Here is a 17,650-nt window from a genome sequence, read left to right as displayed (position 1 = left end):
CGCCGGTCGGGCCCGGCGGGGCGGTGAGTGGCGTACCGCTGGGCTCGCCTGGAGGTACCTGAGGCACCGCTCCACCAGGGGACCGGGTCACCAGGGGTCGACGGGGCGGTGGGAGCCGGTGCCGGACCAGGAGCCGAGGGTCGCGGTGATCCAGCGTCGGGTGTCGGCGGGGTCGACGACCTCGTCGATCTCGTGCTTCATCGCGGCGTTGAGCGCCTTGCCCGCCTCGTACTGGGCCTCGACCAGCTCGTCGAAGCGGGCCTGCCGAGAGGTGTCGTCGGCGATCGCGGCGAGCTCCTTGGCGAAGCCCAGCCGCACGGCGCCCTCGAGGCCCATCCCGCCGAACTCACCCGTGGGCCAGGCGATCGTCGCGGTCGTCTGGGTGAACCCGCCGGCGGCCATCGCCATCGCGCCGAGACCGTAGGCCTTGCGCAGGACGACGGTCAGCATCGGCACGGTCAGGTGCGCGCCCGCCACGAACATCCGGCCGAAGTGGCGCACCGTCGCGGTGTGCTCGGCGTCGGGACCGACCATGAATCCGGGGGTGTCGCACAGCGACACGACCGGCAGGCCGTGTGAGTCGCACAGCCGCACGAACCGCGCGAACTTGTCTGCCGAGTCCGCGTCGATCGCGCCGCCGAGGTGCGCCGGGTCGTTCGCGACCAGCCCGTAGGGCCGGCCCTCGACGCGGATGAGCGCCGTCACCGCCCCGAGCCCGAAGCCGGGCCGCAGCTCCAGCACCGACCCCTCGTCGGCGAGCAGGTCGATCACGCGGCGCACGGAGTAGATCCGCTTGCGGTTCTGGTCGACCACGTCGCGCAGCGCGGCCTGGTCGGCCGCGCTCCAGTCGGCGACGGAGCCGTCGAAGTACGCCAGGTGGCGTCGCGCGACCGTGATGGCCGCGACGTCGTCCTCGACCACGACGTCGACGACGCCGTTGGCCGACTGGACGTCCATCGGCCCGATCTGGTCGGCCGAGAACCGACCCAGCCCGCCGCCCTCGATCATCGCCGGGCCCGCCATGCCGAGGTTCGCGTCGCGCGTGGCGACGATGACGTCGCAGCAGCCAAGCAGCGCCGCGTTGCCGGCGAACGCCCGGCCCGTGAGCACGCCCACCATCGGGACGCGGCCACTGAGGCGCGCCATCGACGCGAACGTCGACAGGTTCAGACCGGCCACGATCAGGTCGGCGGTGTCGGTGTCGCCCGGCCGCCCGCCGCCGCCCTCGCCGAACAGGACGACCGGCAGCTCGCGCTCGGCGGCGACCTCCAGGAGCCGGTCGGTCTTGCGGTGGTTGTAGTAGCCCTGGGTGCCCGCGAGCACCGTGTAGTCGTAGGCCAGCACCGCCACGTCGCGACCCGCGACCCGGCCGACACCCGTGACGATCCCGTCGCCGGGGGTGTTGGCGACGAGGTCGTCGAGCTCGCGCCGCGACCGTTGGGCCGCGACCGGGAACGAGCCGTACTCGAGGAACGAGCCCTCGTCGAGGAGCGCGGCGACCTGCTCGCGGGCGGTGAGGTGACCCGTGGCATGACGCTTCGCGACGGCCGCCGGTCGGGCCGTGTCACGCGTGAGGGCCTGCCGCGCGTGGAGCTCGGCGAGGTCGGCCCGCTCCGCGTCGACCTCGGACTCCGCCGGGTCGTCGACGGTGACGGCGTCCTGCGCGGTGATCGTGGCCAGCAGCAGACCGGGGGAGACCGTGTCGCCCACGCGGACGTGCACCGTCTCGAGCCGGCCGGCGATCTCGGCCCGCACGACGTGCTCCATCTTCATCGCCTCGATCGTCACGACGGCGGTGCGGGGCGCGACGTCGTCGCCGGGAGCCGCTCCGATCGCGACGACGGCGCCACCCATGGGCGACTCGAGCCGGTGGGTCATCGGTGCACTCCCATCGGGCCGGCCGCCGGGAACGCCCACGGCAGCGCTGCGTCGCGGGCGACCCGCGCGTCGATCCGGCCCGCGATGTCCTCGGGGAACGGGGTCGACCGGCGCTGCGCCAGGTCGACCGCGACCTCGACCCACTCGCACAGGCTCGCGACGAGTCCGGTCGTCGTGTCGGTCAGGACGCTGACGCCGTGGAAGGTCTTCGCGGTGCGACCCAGCAGGCGCGCCCGGCCCTCGACCGTGTCCCCGATGCGGATCTCGTTGCGGTACGTCAGGTGGTGCTCGGCGCTGAAGACCGAGAACCCGCCGGCGATGACCTCCGGCGTGATCCCGAGCGTGGAGAGGGCTCCGTCGCACGCGCGCATGTGGAGCGCGTAGTGGTGGCTGACGTTGACGTGGCCGTTGAAGTCCTCGTACTCCGGCGGCGCGACGAGCGAGAACTCGAGCGGGAGGTCGTTCAGCTGGGCGAGGGTCGGCAGGTCGCGGGCGCTCATGGGGTCACCCTAAGGGAGTTGAAGATGAATCCGTATTCAGGTACGGTGCGGACATCGCTCCCAGACCCGAGGATGAGGACCATGGACTTCGCGCACGACGCCACGACGACGGAACTGATCGGCAAGCTCGAGGAGTTCATGACCGACCACGTGTACCCCGCCGAGCCGATCTACGACGCCCAGATGGAGGAGCGCATCGGTGTGTGGGGACCGCCGCCGATCGTCGAGGAGCTCAAGACCGAGGCGAAGAAGCGCGGACTGTGGAACTTCTTCCTCACCGGCGCTGACGGCGCGGGCCTGACGAACCTGCAGTACGCGCCGCTGTGCGAGATCATGGGCCGCAGCCTGCACCTGGCCCCCGTCGCCACGAACTGCGCCGCGCCCGACACGGGCAACATGGAGACGATCCACCTGTTCGGCACCGACGAGCACAAGAAGCAGTGGCTCGAGCCGCTGCTGGCCGGCGAGATCCGCTCCGCCTTCGCGATGACGGAGCCCGCGGTCGCCTCGAGCGACGCGACGAACATCGAGACGCAGATCGTGCGCGACGGCGACGAGTACGTCATCAACGGCCGGAAGTGGTTCATCTCCGGCGCCATGAACCCGAACGCCAAGATCCTGATCGTGATGGGCAAGACCGATCCGTCCGCCGCCCGGCACCGCCAGCAGTCGATGATCCTCGTGCCGCGGGACACCCCCGGCGTCGACGTGCGTCGCGGCATGAAGGTCTTCGGCTACGACGACCGCGACCACGGCGGCCACGCGGAGGTCGTCTTCACCGACGTGCGCGTGCCGGTCTCGAACATCATCGCCGGCGAGGGGGAGGGCTTCGCGATCGCGCAGGCGCGTCTCGGGCCCGGCCGGATCCACCACTGCATGCGTGCCATCGGCATCGCGGAGCGCGGCCTCGAGCTCATGGTCCAGCGTGCCGCGGACCGCGTGGCGTTCGGCAAGCCGCTGGCCGACCAGGGCGTCATCCGCGACTGGATCGCGGAGTCGCGCGTGAAGATCGAGCAGCTGCGCCTGCTGGTGCTCAAGACCGCGTGGCTCATGGACACGGTCGGCAACAAGGGCGCCCACACCGAGATCCAGGCGATCAAGATCGCGACCCCCAAGACGGTCGAGTGGATCATGGACAAGGTCATCCAGGTGCACGGCGGTGGCGGCCTGAGCCAGGACTTCCCGGTGGCCGAGTGGTTCGCCCAGATCCGCACGCTGCGGTTCGCCGACGGTCCGGACGAGGTGCACAAGAACTCCTTGGCGAAGCGGGAGATCGCGCGCCTGACCGCCCGTGCCTGACCTCCGGGACCGGGTCACCCGGCGGGGCGGGAGACCGACAGCACGCGGAAACCCTTGCTGCTCGCGACGCGGTCGGTGGGGTAGCCCTGGTCGGTGAGCCAGCGCTGCAGTGAGTCGGCGCCGAGGTTGCGGCCGACCACGAGCCGCGCCTCGCCGCCGGGGCGGAGGCGGGGCAGCCACGCGAGCAGCAGCTCGTGCAGGGCCTGCTTGCCGATCCGGATCGGCGGGTTGGACCAGATCGCGTCGAACACGAGGTCGGCCGGGACCTGTTCGGGCCGGGCGGCGGTGACGGCCAGGCCCGCAGCGTTCAGGGCGGTCAGCTCCAGGGCGCGGTCGTTGACGTCGACCGCCCACACGTGCGCGCCCGCCGCGGCCAGCGAGCACGCGATCGGACCCCAGCCGCAGCCCAGGTCGAGGACGGTCGAGCCGGCCGGCGCCGGGACGCTCTCGTCGAGCAGCACGCGGGTCGCCTTGTCGAGCCCGTCGGAGGAGAAGACGCCGGACGAGGTCACGTACTCGCGGGTCGCGCCCCAGACGGTCACCTCACGGGTGCGCCGGTCGTCGGCGCCGTCCGGTGTCTCGAAGTAGTGGCTCACGCGTCCCCACGGTATCGGGCTCGCCGGTCGGAGCGCCTCCGCGACGGTAGGCTAGGGAAGATCATGAGCGAGACGAGGACCGAGGAGCCCGGCTTGGACCTGCCGACGCTCGTCGATGAGGCCCGGGTCCGGGAACTGCCGACCACGGCGCGGGGCATCCGCACGCGCGCGGCCCTCGTGTCGGCTGCCCGGCGGGTCTTCGAGCGTGACGGTTTCATCAATTCGCGCCTGACGGACATCACTGCCGAAGCGAAGTGCTCGATCGGCACGTTCTACACGTACTTCGACAGCAAGGAAGAGATCTTCACCGCGGTCATGCAGGCGGCCCAGGAGGACATGCTGCACCCGGGAATGCCGCACGTCGACAACAACCCAGGCAACATCGCGGCGGTCCTCGAGGCCAGCAACCGGGCATACGTCGAGGCCTACAAGCGCAACGCCAAACTGAACCTCCTGCTCGAGCAGGTCGCGACGATCGACCTCGAGTTCCGCCGCCTGCGGCTGAACCGCGCGGCCGCGTTCGCGCAGCGCAACGCCCGCTGGATCAGGCGGCTCCAGGAAGACGGGTACGCGGACCCCGACCTCGATCCGTACATGGCGGCTCGCGCCCTCTCGCCGATGCTCGGCCGAATGGCTTACCACGCCTACGCGCTGGAGGAGGAGGGCATGCCGGACGAGGCGATCATCGAGACCGCCACGAAACTCTGGCTCAACGCCCTCGGCATCCCGGCAGACGGCGCCAAGCGCTCCTGAACGCCCGCCGGTCCCTCCGACGTCCGCGGACCGACGTCGTGGGGTGTCGAGTGCGGCCGCGGCCGACTCGACGCAGCGGGAGACGATCGTCCCGCGCATGCCGGAGTGCATGGCGGGCCATGAGTGGGACGCGTCGGCCCTGGGCGGGGACACTCCACCCGGGTCGACGTGCGTGTTCAGGCGATCTGCAGGACGAGCTTGCCGGTGTTCTCGCCGCGGAAGAGCTTGAGCAGCGTCGCGCCGAAGTCCTCGACGCCGCCCTCGACGACGGTCTCGCGGGCGACGAGCTTGCCGCGGTCGATCAGGTCGATCATGTCGGCGATCGCGGCGGCGTCCTTGTCCGGGTAGTCGAACACGAGGAAGCCCTGCATCCTCGCCCGGAACACCAGCAGCGACATGTAGCGCGCCGGTCCCGGTGCGAGGTTCTCGTCGTTGTACGTCGAGATCGCGCCGCAGATGATGATGCGGGCACCACGGCGCAGGTTCGCGAGCGCTGCGTCGAGGATCTCGCCGCCGACGTTGTCGAAGTACACGTCGATGCCCTTCGGGGCGACCTCGCGCAGGCGCTTGAGTACGTTCTCGTTCTTGTAGTCGATCACCTCGTCGAAGCCGATCTCGGTGAGCCACGCGCACTTGTCGGGCCCGCCGGCGATGCCGATCACGGTGCAGCCCTTCGCCTTCGCGATCTGGCCCGCGACGCTGCCGACGGCACCGGCCGCGGCGGAGATGACGACGGTGTCGCCCTCCTTCATCTCACCCACCTCGTGCAGGCCGTGGTAGGCGGTCAGGCCGGGCATGCCGAGCGCGCCGAGCCACGTCGCCGGGCCCGCGATCGAGGTGTCGATCCGCTGCACGCCCTTGCCGTCGCTGATCGCGTACTCGGTGACGCCGAGGCTGCCGGTGACGGCGTCGCCGACCGAGAACTCCGGGTGGTTCGACTCGACCACGGTGCCGGTCACCGAGGCCCGCATGACGGCGTCGATCTGCACGGGCGGCAGGTACGAGCGGACGTCGTTGAGCCAGCCACGCATCGCGGGGTCGAGGGAGATGTGGTCGACCTTGACGAGGAACTCGCCGTCGCCGGGGGAGGGCAGGTCGACCGTCTCGAGGGCCCACGTGTCGTCGTCGGGCAGTCCGGAGGGTCGCTGGGCCAGGGTGATGCGTCGAGTGGAGGTCACGTCTCAGCACGGTACTCGGTGACGCAGCAGATGGACTCGGCAAGGCAGGGCGACCTTCGTGCCCCGGTCACTCGTCAGCGACCGTGCTCGGCCAGCCAGGCCTTGCGGACCGTGGCCTTGGCCGTGACGAGCCACGCATCGGTGAGCATCTCGCGCAGCTCCTGCGGATCGACGTCGCCGGGGCGGACGAGGACGGCATTGGAGTTGAACTTCCGGAAGTGGTCGATCGTGAAGTACGGCGTGGCCGGGTCCTCGATCACGGCCTCCAGCTCCGCCCGGTCGACCTTGAGCGCGACACAGCCGGGGGAGTCGTCGAGGTCGCGCCACCACGCGACGAGCGTGCCACCGGTCTTGACGCCGGGCATCCCCCACGAGGTGCTGCGCGCGGTGTCGGGGAACTCCAGCAGGAACGCCTCGATCTCGTCCCACGTCATCGCGGTCGCCATGGCTCAGTGTTCCACGGGCGGCAGCCGGTCGAGGAACGCCGCCTGCGCCGTCACGATCACCGTGCGGGCCTCGTCGAGGCCGAACCACGCGACCCGGTCGAGCTCGGGGAACGCCTGGATCGTGCCCGAGCCCGGCGGCCATTCGAGCTCGAACGTCCCGGGCTGGACGGCGGCGGGGTCGAGGTCGGCCTCGATGGCCCACACCCGCACGTCCTTCCTCGACTGGCGCACCTCGCCGAGGTCGACCCACGGGCCGTCCGGGACGGGCAGCCCCAGCTCCTCGGTGAACTCGCGGCGCGCGGCCGCGAGCGGCTCCTCGCCGGGCTCGACCTCGCCCTTGGGGATCGACCAGGCCTGCTCGTGGCGCTTGAGCCAGAACGGCCCGCCCAGATGCCCCAGCAGCACCTCGCGCCGCCCGTCGTGGAGGCGGTGCAGCAGGACGCCGGCGCTGAGGATGCGGGCCATCACTCGTCCCGTCGGCGCCGGGCCTGGTCGACGCGCGCGGCCAACTGGTCGTCGGCGGGGTAGACGACCTCCTCCAACACGAGTCCGTGCGCGGGCATGACCTTGACCCGCGGGTCGCGCACCTCGCCGGAGAGGATCTCGGCGGCGAACTCCGGCGGGTACCGGCGCTCGCCGACCGCCACGAGGCAGCCCATGAGCGACCGCACCATCGAGTGGCAGAACGCGTCGGCGCGCACCGTGGTGGCGAGCGTCTCGCCGCCGCGGACCGTCCGCAGCGCGAGCAGCGTCCGGATCGTCGTGGCGCCCTCGCGCTGCTTGCAGAACGCGGCGAAGTCGTGCTCACCGAGCAGGTGCTGGGCCGCCGCGTTCATGAGGTCGACGTCCAGCGGGCGCGGCATCGCGGCGACCATGCGGCGCTGGAGCGGGTCGGGCCCGGCGGCGTGGTCGGTCATCCGGTAGACGTAGCGGCGCTCGATCGCGGCGAACCGGGCGTCGAAGTGCTCCGGCGCCTGCGAGACCCGCACGATCCGGATGTCGTGCGGCACGATCCGGCGCAGCCGCCGCTCGAGCACGCCCGGATGGCTCTCCACGTCGACGTGCGCGACCTGGCCCCGGGCGTGGACGCCGGCGTCGGTGCGGCCCGCGCACGTGACGCGGGGCGGCTCGGGCAGTCGCAGGACGGTGCCGAGGGCAGACTCGAGCTCCCCCTGCACGGTGCGCAGCCCGGGCTGGGTCGCCCAGCCCCTGAACTCGGTCCCGTCGTAGGCCAGATCGATCCGCATCCGCACCCGTCCACCGTATCGGCACGCGCTTTCGGCCCTGCGGGCCGACGAGATGTGTAGCGGTCTCCACCGGAATCGGGCTCCGAGCCGGGGATTGAGGTGGATACCGCTACACATCTGGGGCACGCGCGTGCCTACAGTGGGCAGATGCGGACTCGGGTCGTCTTCGTCCTCGCCGGCCTCCTGGTCGCGCTGCTCGCGCCCTCGGCGGCATGCGCCGCGAGTGGACGGGCCAGCCGGGTCCTGCTCACGCCGACCGCCGACCCCGCGACGTCGCAGTACGTCTCCTGGAGCCGTACCGAAGCGCACCGAGGCCAGCTCGTGGTCGCCGTCGCCGCGGACGGCACCGTGACGACCGCGAAGGCCGTCCGCAAGGTCGGCACCACGAAGCGCACCACGGGAACCACGCAGGTCCGGTACGTCGCCCGGCTCGCGGGACTCAAGTCCGCGACGCGCTACCGCTACCGGATCCTGACGAATCCCGGCGCGACCGGCTGGCGATCGTTCCGGACGGCGCCCAGCGAGGACGCGGCGGTCACGGTGCTGGAGTTCGGGGACACCCAGATCGCCAACGCCGGGGTGCCCGAGGACGTCATCGACGCCGCGGCACGGCGCTTCCCCGGCGCGGGGCTGCTGCTGCAGGCCGGCGACGTCGTCAACCACCCGTGGGTCGCCAAGGAGTGGAGCGACCTGCATCGCGCCCTCAGTCCGTCCGGCCAGTCCCGGAACTGGATCGCCGCCATCGGCAACCACGAGCAGTGCGTCCTGGTGTCCTCGTGCCGCTCGGGCGACGGACGCGGGTTCCGCTCCTACTTCCAGGGCGCGTCGAACGGCTTCCCGGACCAGCGCCGGACGTGGTTCTTCGTCGACTACGGCCCGGCCCGCTTCATCGTGCTCGACTCCTTCGGCAAGGACCTGAGGGCCCAGCGCGCGTTCCTGCGCGAGGCGGCCCGCACGAACGACCGCGCGTGGACGATCGTGCTCATGCACGCGGGCCCGTTCGCCTCGCGTGGCGATCGCGAGAACTCCGCGATGCGCAAGGCGTTCCTGCCGACCTTCGAGAAGTACGGCGTCGACCTCGTGCTCTCGGGGCACGACCACTCCTACGCCCGGGGCACGAAGGCCGGCGTGACCTACCTGACCTCCGTCAGCGGTCCGAAGTACTACACCTCGTCGGCCAAGGACTGGAAGGCCGGCGGAGCCCAGCGGGTGAAGTCCGCCTACCGCACCTCGACGTACCAGGCCCTCACGATCAGCCCGACGACGCTGACGGTGGATGCGATCGTCGGCCACCGGGGCAAGGGCGCGAAGCCTGCGACAAAGGTCGGTCGAGTGCTCGACTCGTTCATCCTCACCGGCACCTCCTGAAGGCCGGAAACTGCTGCGACAGGCACGGTCCGGCCCCTACGCTGTCCGGTGCCCGAGCTCCCGAGCCACCAGGATCACCGTGAAACGTCTTCTCGTCGCCCTGCTCGCACTGATGACCGTCATGGCCATCGCCTCACCGGCCGAGGCCGCGAAGAAGCGCAAGGTCACGATCTCGGTCAGCGACCGATCGATCACCGTGGGCGAGGCCATCCGTGTCTCGGGCAAGGTGACTCCGGCGGCGAAGGGCGCCAAGGTGACGATCCGCAAGCGGATCGGCGGGGGGAAGTGGAAGGCCGTCAGGAAGGTCGCGCTCAGCGCCAAGGGGACGTATGCGTTCGTCGATCGGCCCGGCAAGCCCACGGCGGTCGCCTACCGCGTCCAGATCCCGAAGCGGGGTGGCCACGCGGGATCGACGTCGCGGTCGCTGCGCGTCAAGGTCACGAAGCCGAAGGCACAAGACCTCACGACCGCCGAACTGAAAAATGCCGCTGTACCGTCGCTGTGTGAGCATCCGGCCGGTCGGCTCGTGGGCGGGTCGCTGCCGGGTATCGCCGCCGGCCGGGGTGAGGTCACGTTCGTGCGTGCGGTCTTCGGTGAGTTGGACTCCGCCGGCGGTCGCGACGCCGCAGTCGTGGTCCGGTGCAACCAAGGTGGCGTCGGCTGGCCGGACCACGTGCTGCTCTACACCGCGGACGGGCGCGGAAAGCCGGCGTACCGGGGGCAGTTCGACACGTCCTCGGTCGTGGAGTTCGGCCGCGAGAGCGTCCGGTCCATCGGCCTCGTGGCGCGTCGCGTGACCGTCCAGGTGAGCGCCGGCGAGCACTGGGAGTGCATGGCCTGTGGGACGGTCGCGGTCACGGCGCAGCTCTCGCTCGTCCGGGGCAGGCTCACGGTGAACTCGACGAGTCGCTACGGAGCACAGGAGGCCCTGAACGCGTTCCTCGCCGCCGCCAACCGCGGTGACCTCGCGGCAGCTCGTCGCCTCGCGAAGCAGCAGGAGTACTACGAGAACCCGGGCGATGTCGCGGTGCAGGAGGTGCGCGAGAGCGGCAGGCTCTCGGCGTCGAACCTCTACGGTCCGGCTCCCTACGCGCCGTGCGACAAGTCGTTCTCGACGTCGCCGGCCAGGGACTGCGCGGCCCGCAACGCCGGCCACGACTACTCCCTGACGCTCGTGTACGGCGGCTGGCGCGACTGGAAGGTCACCTGGATGATCTGGGACGACTGAGCCCCACGACGAAGAACGCCCCCGCCGACGGCGGGGGCGTTCCTCTGTTCAGCGGGTCACTTCCAGCGCTGTGCCGCGGGCACGAAGTCCACGGTGCGGTCGCCGGTGTAGATCTGCTTCGGGCGGGCGATCTTCTGCTCCGGGTCGTCGACCAGCTCGAGCCACTGGGCCAGCCAGCCGGACGTGCGCGGGATCGCGAACAGCACCGTGAACATCTCCGGCGGGAACTGCAGCGCCTCGTAGATCAGACCCGAGTAGAAGTCGACGTTCGGGTAGAGCTTGCGCTTGACGAAGTACTCGTCCTCGAGCGCGATCTTCTCGAGCTCCTGGGCGACCTCGAGCAGCGGGTTGACGCCGGTGACCTCGAAGACGTCGTCGCACGCCTTCTTGATGATCGTGGCGCGCGGGTCGTGGTTCTTGTAGACCCGGTGGCCGAAGCCCATGAGGCGCTCCTCGCCGTTCTTCACGCCGGCGATGAAGTCCTTGACGTTGTCCTTGGTCTTGATGCGCTTGAGCATCCGCAGGACGGCCTCGTTGGCGCCGCCGTGCAGCGGGCCGTAGAGCGCCGCGATGCCCGCGCTCACCGCGGAGTACGGGTCGACCTGGCTGGACCCGACGGAGCGGACCGCGTTGGTCGAGCAGTTCTGCTCGTGGTCGGCGTGCAGGATGAACAGCACCTCGAGGGCCTTGGCCAGGCGCGGGTCCGGGTCGTACTTCGGCTCGCTCATCCGGAACAGCATCGAGAGGAAGTTCTCGGTGTACGACAGCTCGTTGTCGGGGTAGACGTACGGCTTGCCCTGCGCGTGCCGGAAGGACCAGGCGCCCAGCGTCGGCATCTTCGCGATGAGCCGGACGATCTGGTCGTGGCGGATCTGCGGGTCCTTGATCTGGCGGGCCTCGGGGTAGAACGTCGAGAGCGCGCCGACGCTCGACAGCAGCATGCCCATCGGGTGCGCGTCGTAGCGGAAGCCCTGCAGCTGCGACTTCAGGTTCTCGTGCACGAACGTGTGGAACGTGATGTCGTGCACCCACTGGTCGTGCTGGTCCTTCGTCGGCAGCTCGCCGTGGATGAGCAGGTAGGCGACCTCGAGGTAGGTGGAGGACTCCGCGAGCTGCTCGATCGGGTAGCCGCGGTACTCCAGGATGCCCTTCTCGCCGTCGATGAAGGTGACGGAGCTGCGCGTCGAGGCGGTGTTCGTGAAGCCGGGGTCGTACACGGCCAGGCCCGGGTCGTCCTCGGTCTTGCCGATCCTGCCGAGGTCCGAGGCCCGGATCGCGCCGTCGGCGATCTCGACCTCGTACTCCTCGCCGGTGCGGTTGTCGCGAATGGAAAGCGTCTGCTTGTCGGTCACTGTGGTGTCTCCTGTGACGTCAGAAAATTCAGGGCCGCGGGGGTGTACGGCCGAGTCCAACCTAGTGCGCCGCCTCACACGGCGCGAGGGCAGGGCGGGTGTGACGGGCCCCGTTTTGACCCACCGGGGTTCAGCCGGGTAACCTTGAGAGTCGTTGTGTCCCGACGCATGTCCTGCGCGGATGCAGCACCAGAAGCCCGATTTCCACAGAGTTCGATTTGCAGCGAGAAGGTCACGCCGTGCGCACGTACAGCCCCAAGCCTGCTGACATCACCCGTCAGTGGCACGTCATCGATGCCGAGGACGTCGTCCTCGGTCGGCTCGCCGTCACCGCGGCCACCCTCCTGCGCGGCAAGCACAAGCCGACCTACGCGCCGCACGTGGACGGTGGCGACTTCGTCATCATCGTCAACGCCGACAAGGTCGCCCTGTCCGGCAACAAGCGCACGGACAAGAACGTCTACCGCCACAGTGGTTACCCCGGCGGTCTCAAGCAGATCGCGTACGGCGACCTGCTCGACAAGGACGCTCGCAAGGCGATCGAGAAGTCGGTCCGCGGCATGCTCCCGAAGAATCGTCTCGGCCGTCAGCTCATCACGAAGCTGAAGGTCTACGCCGGCCCGGATCATCCGCACGCCGCCCAGAAGCCCCAGCCGTTCGAGATCACGCAGATCTCCCAGTAAGCAGAAGCAGGTTCACCGTGGCTGAGACCACCACCGAAGAGGTCGAGTACACCGCCAACGCCGAAGGCGTTGCCTACACCTCCGAGTCCGCCGGCGCTGCCGCGGCTGGCGAGATCCAGTCGATCATCGCCCCCGGCTCGGCCACCGGACGCCGCAAGGAGGCCGTCGCCCGCGTGCGCATCGTTCCGGGCACCGGCGTCTGGACGGTCAACGGCAAGCCGCTCGAGGAGTACCTGCCGAACAAGCTGCACCAGCAGATCGCCAAGGAGGCGCTGACCGTCACCGGTCTGGCCGACTCCTTCGACGTCATCGCCCGGGTCACCGGCGGCGGCATGACCGGTCAGGCCGGCGCGCTGCGCCTCGGCGTGGCCCGTGCCCTGAACGCGATCGACCTCGAGGCGAACCGTCCGACCTTGAAGAAGGCCGGCCTGCTGACCCGCGACGCGCGGATCAAGGAGCGCAAGAAGGCTGGTCTCAAGAAGGCCCGCAAGGCTCCTCAGTACAGCAAGCGCTGATCCGACGCCGTACTCCATGGGCCGGATCTTCGGTACCGACGGCGTTCGGGGCCTGGCCAACCGGGACCTGACCGCCGAGCTCGCGGTCGACATCTCGGTGGCTGCCGCGCACGTCCTCGGTGAGGCCGGTGCCTTTGTCGACCAGCGGCCCACGGCCGTCGTCGCCCGCGACACCCGCGCCTCGGGGGAATTCCTCGAGGCCGCGGTGGTCGCGGGTTTGGCGTCTGCTGGGGTCGACGTGCACCGACTCGGCGTCGTCCCGACGCCCGGTGCCGCCTACCTGACCTCGTTCCTCGAGGCCGACATGGGCGTCATGATCTCGGCGAGCCACAACCCGATGCCCGACAACGGCATCAAGTTCCTGGCTCGCGGCGGACTCAAGCTCGACGACGAGATCGAGCACGCGATCGAGCAGCGTCTCGAGGAGCCGTGGGAGCGGCCCACCGGGGCCGGCGTCGGCCGCGTGGGCGACAGCCATGCGGGTCTGGGCGCCTACGTGCGACACCTGCTGGACTCCCTGCCGACCCGGCTCGAAGGGCTGACGGTCGTCCTGGACTGCGCGAACGGCGCCGCCTACGAGGCCGCCCCCGACGCCTTCGCCCGAGCCGGCGCGAACGTCATCGCGATCCACGCCGAGCCCGACGGCCTCAACATCAACGAGCAGTGCGGCTCGACCCACCTCGGTGACCTGCAGCGCATCGTCGTCGAGCGCGGCGCCGACGTCGGCTTCGCCTTCGACGGTGACGCCGACCGGTGCCTCGCGGTCGACGAGAACGGCGAGATGGTCGACGGCGACCAGATCCTGGCGATCCTGGCGCTCAAGGGCCAGCGCGAGGGCCTGCTGGTCGACGACACCGTCGTGGCGACCGTCATGAGCAACGTGGGCTTCACGCGCGCGATGGAGGACGCCGGGATCACGGTCCTGCGCACCGCGGTCGGCGACCGGTACGTCCTCGAGGCGATGCGCGAACGGGGCTTCACCCTCGGTGGCGAGCAGTCCGGCCACGTCATCATGAGCCGCCACGCCACGACGGGCGACGGCGTCCTGACGGCACTGCAGCTCGCCGCCGAGCTGTCCTCCACGCGCCAGCGGATGTCCGAGCTCGCGGCCGTCATGGAGCGGTTCCCGCAGGTGTTGGTCAACGTCTCGGGCGTCGACCGCACGCGCGCCGACTCCGACGCCGTCGTGCAGGCCGAGGTCGAGGCCGCGTCGGCCAAGCTGGGCTCCAACGGGCGCGTGCTGCTGCGGCCCTCGGGCACCGAGCCGGTCGTGCGCGTCATGGTCGAGGCCCAGACGCCCGACGAGGCCCGGGAGATCGCCGACCACCTCGCCGAGGTCGTCCGCACGGCGCTCGCTCTCTGAACCGTGGACCCGCGCTCCGTGACGGTCGACTCCGTCGTCCTCGAGGCCGGCGGGCTCGACCGCGACGACGTCCGCGACCTGCTGGCCGAGCACCTGCAGGACATGTACGCGACGAGCCCGGCCGAGAGCGTCCACGCGCTCGACCTGGCCGCACTCGCCGATCCCGCGATCGGCTTCTGGACGGCCCGCGAGGACGGCACGCTGCTCGGCTGCGGCGCGCTCAAGGACCTCGGCGGCGGGCACGGCGAGATCAAGTCGATGCGCACGACGCCGGCCGCGCGCGGCCGCGGGGTCGCCGCCCTCGTCCTGACGCACCTGCTGGCGCAGGCCCGCGACCTTGGCTGCACGCGGGTGAGCCTCGAGACCGGCACCGAGGACTACTTCGCCACCGCGCGCCGGCTCTACGCCCGCCACGGCTTCGTCCCGTGCGAGCCGTTCGGGGACTACGTCCCCGACCCGAACAGCGCGTTCCTCACCCGCGAGCTCTGAGGCCCCGCTGGGCTCGGTGGGACCCAGCGCACCGCCCCGGTGGGTCCATCGGTGGGAGACTGCTGGACATGGCCGTGACGATCGAGGTGCTGGATCCGACCGACCACGGGGCCTTCGTCGAGTTCAGCGACGTGTACCTGCGAGCCAACACCCGCTCGATCGACGTCCCGTGGTTGCCCCCCGAGCTGCAGGTGGTGCTTGCCGGCGACCACTACATGCGCACCGACGTGGTGCAGGCGCGCGCGGGAGACCGGGTCGTCGCGGTCGGCTGGGCCGAGCTGCCCGAGCGTGACAACACCGAGGTCGCGTACCTCGAGATCGCCGTCCCGCCGGAGCACCGACGCCGTGGGTACGGCACGGCCGTGCTGGACGCGCTCGCGATGCGCGCGACCGAGGACGGCCGCTCCACGCTGCTCGCCGAGACCACGCGCCCGGCCGACGAGGAGACCGGAGCGGGCCGCGAGTTCGCGCTCGCACGCGGCTTCGTGTTCGACGCCCTCAACGCCCAGCGCGAGCTGACCCTGCCCAGCGACCAGTCCGCCGTCGTCCCGCGCGACGGGTACACCCTCGCCGCCTGGCGCGGCGACATTCCCGTGCCATGGATCGACGAGTACGCGACCCTGCGCAGCCTGCTCAACCAGGAGGCCCCGTCCGGCGAGTACGGGCTGGAGAACGAGTACTGGGACGCCGACCGGCTGCGACTCGAGGTCGACCAGTGGTGGCGCCAGCACCGCATCGCCCAGACCGTCGTCGCGGTGGCGCCCGACGGCACGCTCGCGGGGCACACCCAGCTGCTCTTCCCGAAGGACGCCGGCGAGGTCTACCAGTGGGACACGCTCGTCCTGCCGCAGCACCGCGGTCACGGCCTCGGGCTGGCCCTCAAGCGGCAGGCGATGGCCGAGGCCGCCGACCTGCTCGCCGACCGGACCCGCATCGTGACGTGGAACGACGCCCGCAACGGCCCGATGATCGCGGTCAACGAGGAGCTCGGCTACCGGCTCACGGCGTGGTCCGACCAGTGGACCAAACCGCTCACCTGAGCCAGGCCGAGCCCCTACGCTCTCGCTGTGGAGACGAGTCGGCCGCAGCATCGTGCCCTGCGCGTCGCGTTGATCTCGATCGGTGCGGCAGGCGCCATCGTGATCGACCATCGACTGCTGCGCGCCGTGGACGGGATCGGTGACTTCGACCCCGAAGCGGCCGAAGGGCTCGGGCCGTGGATCGCGATGGTCGCACTGACGGCGGTCGCCGCCCTCGTCGTGGCCTGGCACGCGCGCGGGCGCGAGCGCTGGTTGTTGTGTCTCGTCCCGGTCCTGCTCCTCCTCGCATCCGCAGGCCCGACACCCGCACTGAACGGGGCTGCGAGTCTGCTCCTGGTGGTGGTGTTCGTGCTCTCACTGGAGTTGTCACTCATCGGGTCGGCGCGGCCTCGGTCGAACCTGAGGCTGGAAGGCGCCATGACCTCCGTGGGGGTGGCCGCCGCACTCGTCGCGGTCACGTCGCTCTCCCACCTGGACGAGGGATCCAGTACGTGGGGGCCGGGGGGCGACGGCCGGTGGACGGCGATCGGAGTGGTCAGCGTCGTTGCCGCCCTCGTGATGGTCCGCGGGGAGCCCATCTGGTTCTTCGCCACGCTCGTCCCGTTCTGGATCGGCGTCGTCATGGTCTACGCCCTCTCCGGAGCCGATCCGGGCACGAGCCTCCTGCTCCTGGCCCTGCTGGCCGCAACCCCGCTCCTGGTCGGCTGGCTCGTGGTCGCCGCGCTGGTCTGGGTCGGTTGGAGCGCGTATCAGGACGACACGTCAGAGCTTGCGTAGCCGGACCCACTGGACCGTGTGGTCCGAGGACTTGCGCAGCACGAGGTCGGCGCGGCCACGGGTCGTGGCGATGTTCTCGCGCAGGTTGGGCCAGTTGATCGTGTCCCACAGCTCCTCGGCCCGCGTGACGGCCTCGCTGTCGGTCAGGGTGCTGTACCGGTGGAAGTACGAGGCGGGGTCCGCGAAGGCCGTCTCGCGCAGCCGCAGGAACCGGCTGATGTACCAGCTGCGGATGTCGCGGCTCGAGGCGTCGACGTAGATCGAGAAGTCGAAGAAGTCGCTGATCGCCAGCCCGGGGGACCCGTCGCCGCGCAACCGCGGGGGAGCGAGGACGTTGAGGCCCTCGACGATGAGGATGTCGGGCCGCTCGAGCACGACCTTGCGGTCGGTGACGTCGTAGGTCAGGTGGTCGTAGACCGGTGCCTCGATGCGTTCGGCACCGCTCTTGGCCTGCATCACGAACCGCAGCAGGCGCTTGCGGTCGTACGACTCGGGGAAGCCCTTGCGGTGCAGGATGCCGCGCCGCTCGAGCTCGGCGTTCGGCAACAGGAAGCCGTCCGTCGTCACGAGGGCGACCCGCGAGTGGTCGTCGTGACCGGCGAGCAGGTCACGCAGCAGGCGGGCCGTGGTCGACTTGCCTACCGCGACCGATCCGGCGAGACCGATGATGAACGGCACCCGGTCGGGCTGCGGATCACCCAGGAACCGCTCCGTCGCGCGGTAGAGCGCCTCGGCGAGCCGGACGCGCAGACTGATCAGCTGCGTCATCGGCAGGTAGACCTGTTGCACCTCGTCGAGGTCGAGCTCCTCGCCCAGGCCCCGGACGCGCTCGATCTCCTCGCCGGACATCGGCTGGACGGCGTCGCGGGCGAGCTCCGCCCAGGCGGCGCGCTCGAGCTCGACGTAGGGGGACGGGTCCCGTGACATACGGACCATTG

General features: G+C 70.6%; 19 protein-coding genes. 10 read left to right on the top strand and 9 right to left on the bottom strand.

What is annotated here, in order from left to right; all coding sequences use genetic code 11:
* Positions 1–87: 87 nt before the first annotated feature.
* Together ACT26F_RS10645 and ACT26F_RS10640 are read right to left on the bottom strand one after the other, a co-directional pair.
* The gene (locus ACT26F_RS10645; protein WP_471670506.1) at positions 88–1,878 is read right to left on the bottom strand and encodes a carboxyl transferase domain-containing protein; all 1,791 of its coding nucleotides are present in this window, start codon (positions 1,876–1,878) and stop codon (positions 88–90) included.
* Complete coding sequence (locus ACT26F_RS10640) at positions 1,875–2,378, bottom strand: acyl-CoA thioesterase (protein WP_471670505.1); 504 nt, start codon at positions 2,376–2,378, stop codon at positions 1,875–1,877. The genes ACT26F_RS10645 and ACT26F_RS10640 overlap by 4 nt, the downstream gene beginning before the upstream one ends.
* Positions 2,379–2,459: 81 nt before the next feature.
* On the opposite strand from ACT26F_RS10640, the gene ACT26F_RS10635 reads away from it, so the two are divergent.
* On the top strand, positions 2,460–3,677 hold the full coding sequence (locus tag ACT26F_RS10635; protein ID WP_471670504.1) for an acyl-CoA dehydrogenase family protein: 1,218 nt from the start codon (positions 2,460–2,462) through the stop codon (positions 3,675–3,677).
* Between the two features lie 14 nt (positions 3,678–3,691).
* Here ACT26F_RS10635 and ACT26F_RS10630 read toward each other — a convergent pair whose 3' ends face one another.
* Positions 3,692–4,273 carry a class I SAM-dependent methyltransferase gene (locus ACT26F_RS10630; RefSeq protein ID WP_471670503.1) on the bottom strand — a complete coding sequence of 194 codons (582 nt, stop codon included), beginning with the start codon at positions 4,271–4,273 and terminating at the stop codon, positions 3,692–3,694.
* A gap of 93 nt (positions 4,274–4,366) precedes the next feature.
* Here ACT26F_RS10630 and ACT26F_RS10625 point away from each other — a divergent pair, with 93 nt between their 5' ends.
* Complete coding sequence (locus ACT26F_RS10625) at positions 4,367–5,026, top strand: TetR/AcrR family transcriptional regulator (protein ID WP_471670502.1); 660 nt, start codon at positions 4,367–4,369, stop codon at positions 5,024–5,026.
* 176 nt (positions 5,027–5,202) lie between these two features.
* On the opposite strand, the gene ACT26F_RS10620 is transcribed toward ACT26F_RS10625, so the two are convergent.
* From ACT26F_RS10620 to truA, 4 genes are all read right to left on the bottom strand, one after another.
* Positions 5,203–6,204, bottom strand: a complete 1,002-nt coding sequence (locus ACT26F_RS10620; protein WP_471670501.1) for an NADP-dependent oxidoreductase — start codon at positions 6,202–6,204, stop codon at positions 5,203–5,205.
* A gap of 74 nt (positions 6,205–6,278) precedes the next feature.
* Positions 6,279–6,650, bottom strand: a complete 372-nt coding sequence (locus ACT26F_RS10615; RefSeq protein ID WP_471670500.1) for an MmcQ/YjbR family DNA-binding protein — start codon at positions 6,648–6,650, stop codon at positions 6,279–6,281.
* Between the two features lie 3 nt (positions 6,651–6,653).
* The gene (locus ACT26F_RS10610; protein ID WP_471670499.1) at positions 6,654–7,115 is read right to left on the bottom strand and encodes an NUDIX hydrolase; all 462 of its coding nucleotides are present in this window, start codon (positions 7,113–7,115) and stop codon (positions 6,654–6,656) included.
* Complete coding sequence (truA, locus tag ACT26F_RS10605; protein WP_471670498.1) at positions 7,115–7,903, bottom strand: tRNA pseudouridine(38-40) synthase TruA; 789 nt, start codon at positions 7,901–7,903, stop codon at positions 7,115–7,117. Before truA ends, ACT26F_RS10610 begins: the two co-directional genes overlap by 1 nt.
* A 141-nt stretch (positions 7,904–8,044) precedes the next feature.
* Between truA and ACT26F_RS10600 the strand changes: the two genes are divergently transcribed.
* Together ACT26F_RS10600 and ACT26F_RS10595 are read left to right on the top strand one after the other, a co-directional pair.
* Positions 8,045–9,265, top strand: a complete 1,221-nt coding sequence (locus ACT26F_RS10600; protein WP_471670497.1) for a purple acid phosphatase family protein — start codon at positions 8,045–8,047, stop codon at positions 9,263–9,265.
* Between the two features lie 79 nt (positions 9,266–9,344).
* Positions 9,345–10,493 (top strand): hypothetical protein, encoded by a 1,149-nt coding sequence (locus ACT26F_RS10595; RefSeq protein WP_471670496.1) that lies wholly within the window; start codon positions 9,345–9,347, stop codon positions 10,491–10,493.
* A 56-nt stretch (positions 10,494–10,549) separates the two neighbouring features.
* Here the strand turns inward: ACT26F_RS10595 and ACT26F_RS10590 are convergent, their stop codons facing one another.
* The gene (locus ACT26F_RS10590) at positions 10,550–11,845 is read right to left on the bottom strand and encodes a citrate synthase (RefSeq protein WP_471670495.1); all 1,296 of its coding nucleotides are present in this window, start codon (positions 11,843–11,845) and stop codon (positions 10,550–10,552) included.
* A 239-nt stretch (positions 11,846–12,084) separates the two neighbouring features.
* On the opposite strand from ACT26F_RS10590, the gene rplM reads away from it, so the two are divergent.
* From rplM to ACT26F_RS10560, 6 genes are all read left to right on the top strand, one after another.
* On the top strand, positions 12,085–12,528 hold the full coding sequence (gene rplM, locus ACT26F_RS10585; RefSeq protein ID WP_471670494.1) for a 50S ribosomal protein L13: 444 nt from the start codon (positions 12,085–12,087) through the stop codon (positions 12,526–12,528).
* A gap of 17 nt (positions 12,529–12,545) precedes the next feature.
* On the top strand, positions 12,546–13,043 hold the full coding sequence (rpsI, locus tag ACT26F_RS10580) for a 30S ribosomal protein S9 (protein WP_471670493.1): 498 nt from the start codon (positions 12,546–12,548) through the stop codon (positions 13,041–13,043).
* Positions 13,044–13,059: 16 nt separating this feature from the next.
* The gene (gene glmM / locus ACT26F_RS10575; RefSeq protein ID WP_471670492.1) at positions 13,060–14,406 is read left to right on the top strand and encodes a phosphoglucosamine mutase; all 1,347 of its coding nucleotides are present in this window, start codon (positions 13,060–13,062) and stop codon (positions 14,404–14,406) included.
* A gap of 18 nt (positions 14,407–14,424) precedes the next feature.
* Positions 14,425–14,895, top strand: a complete 471-nt coding sequence (locus tag ACT26F_RS10570; protein ID WP_471670491.1) for a GNAT family N-acetyltransferase — start codon at positions 14,425–14,427, stop codon at positions 14,893–14,895.
* A gap of 68 nt (positions 14,896–14,963) precedes the next feature.
* Positions 14,964–15,935 carry a GNAT family N-acetyltransferase gene (locus tag ACT26F_RS10565; RefSeq protein ID WP_471670490.1) on the top strand — a complete coding sequence of 324 codons (972 nt, stop codon included), beginning with the start codon at positions 14,964–14,966 and terminating at the stop codon, positions 15,933–15,935.
* A gap of 27 nt (positions 15,936–15,962) precedes the next feature.
* Positions 15,963–16,712, top strand: coding sequence for a hypothetical protein (locus ACT26F_RS10560; protein WP_471670489.1), 750 nt, complete (start codon positions 15,963–15,965; stop codon positions 16,710–16,712).
* Here the strand turns inward: ACT26F_RS10560 and coaA are convergent.
* Complete coding sequence (coaA, locus tag ACT26F_RS10555; protein ID WP_471670488.1) at positions 16,698–17,648, bottom strand: type I pantothenate kinase; 951 nt, start codon at positions 17,646–17,648, stop codon at positions 16,698–16,700. The genes ACT26F_RS10560 and coaA overlap by 15 nt on opposite strands.
* Between the last annotated feature and the right edge of the window lie 2 nt (positions 17,649–17,650).

The sequence above is a fragment of the Aeromicrobium sp. SP1 genome (assembly GCF_055663785.1).
Note: the sequence above shows the minus strand (reverse complement) of the source record. Positions and strands in the feature narration are given on the sequence as shown.

Bases quoted from the DNA above. Each gene is read 5' to 3' on its own strand.
- ACT26F_RS10610 (WP_471670499.1), bottom strand. From the start codon at position 7,115: ATGGCCCGCATCCTCAGCGCCGGCGTCCTGCTGCACCGCCTCCACGAC.
- coaA (WP_471670488.1), bottom strand. From the start codon at position 17,648: ATGGTCCGTATGTCACGGGACCCGTCCCCCTACGTCGAGCTCGAGCGC.
- ACT26F_RS10645 (WP_471670506.1), bottom strand. From the start codon at position 1,878: ATGACCCACCGGCTCGAGTCGCCCATGGGTGGCGCCGTCGTCGCGATC.
- ACT26F_RS10600 (WP_471670497.1), top strand. From the start codon at position 8,045: ATGCGGACTCGGGTCGTCTTCGTCCTCGCCGGCCTCCTGGTCGCGCTG.
- ACT26F_RS10615 (WP_471670500.1), bottom strand. From the start codon at position 6,650: ATGGCGACCGCGATGACGTGGGACGAGATCGAGGCGTTCCTGCTGGAG.
- glmM (WP_471670492.1), top strand. From the start codon at position 13,060: ATGGGCCGGATCTTCGGTACCGACGGCGTTCGGGGCCTGGCCAACCGG.
- ACT26F_RS10640 (WP_471670505.1), bottom strand. From the start codon at position 2,378: ATGAGCGCCCGCGACCTGCCGACCCTCGCCCAGCTGAACGACCTCCCG.
- ACT26F_RS10565 (WP_471670490.1), top strand. From the start codon at position 14,964: ATGGCCGTGACGATCGAGGTGCTGGATCCGACCGACCACGGGGCCTTC.
- ACT26F_RS10635 (WP_471670504.1), top strand. From the start codon at position 2,460: ATGGACTTCGCGCACGACGCCACGACGACGGAACTGATCGGCAAGCTC.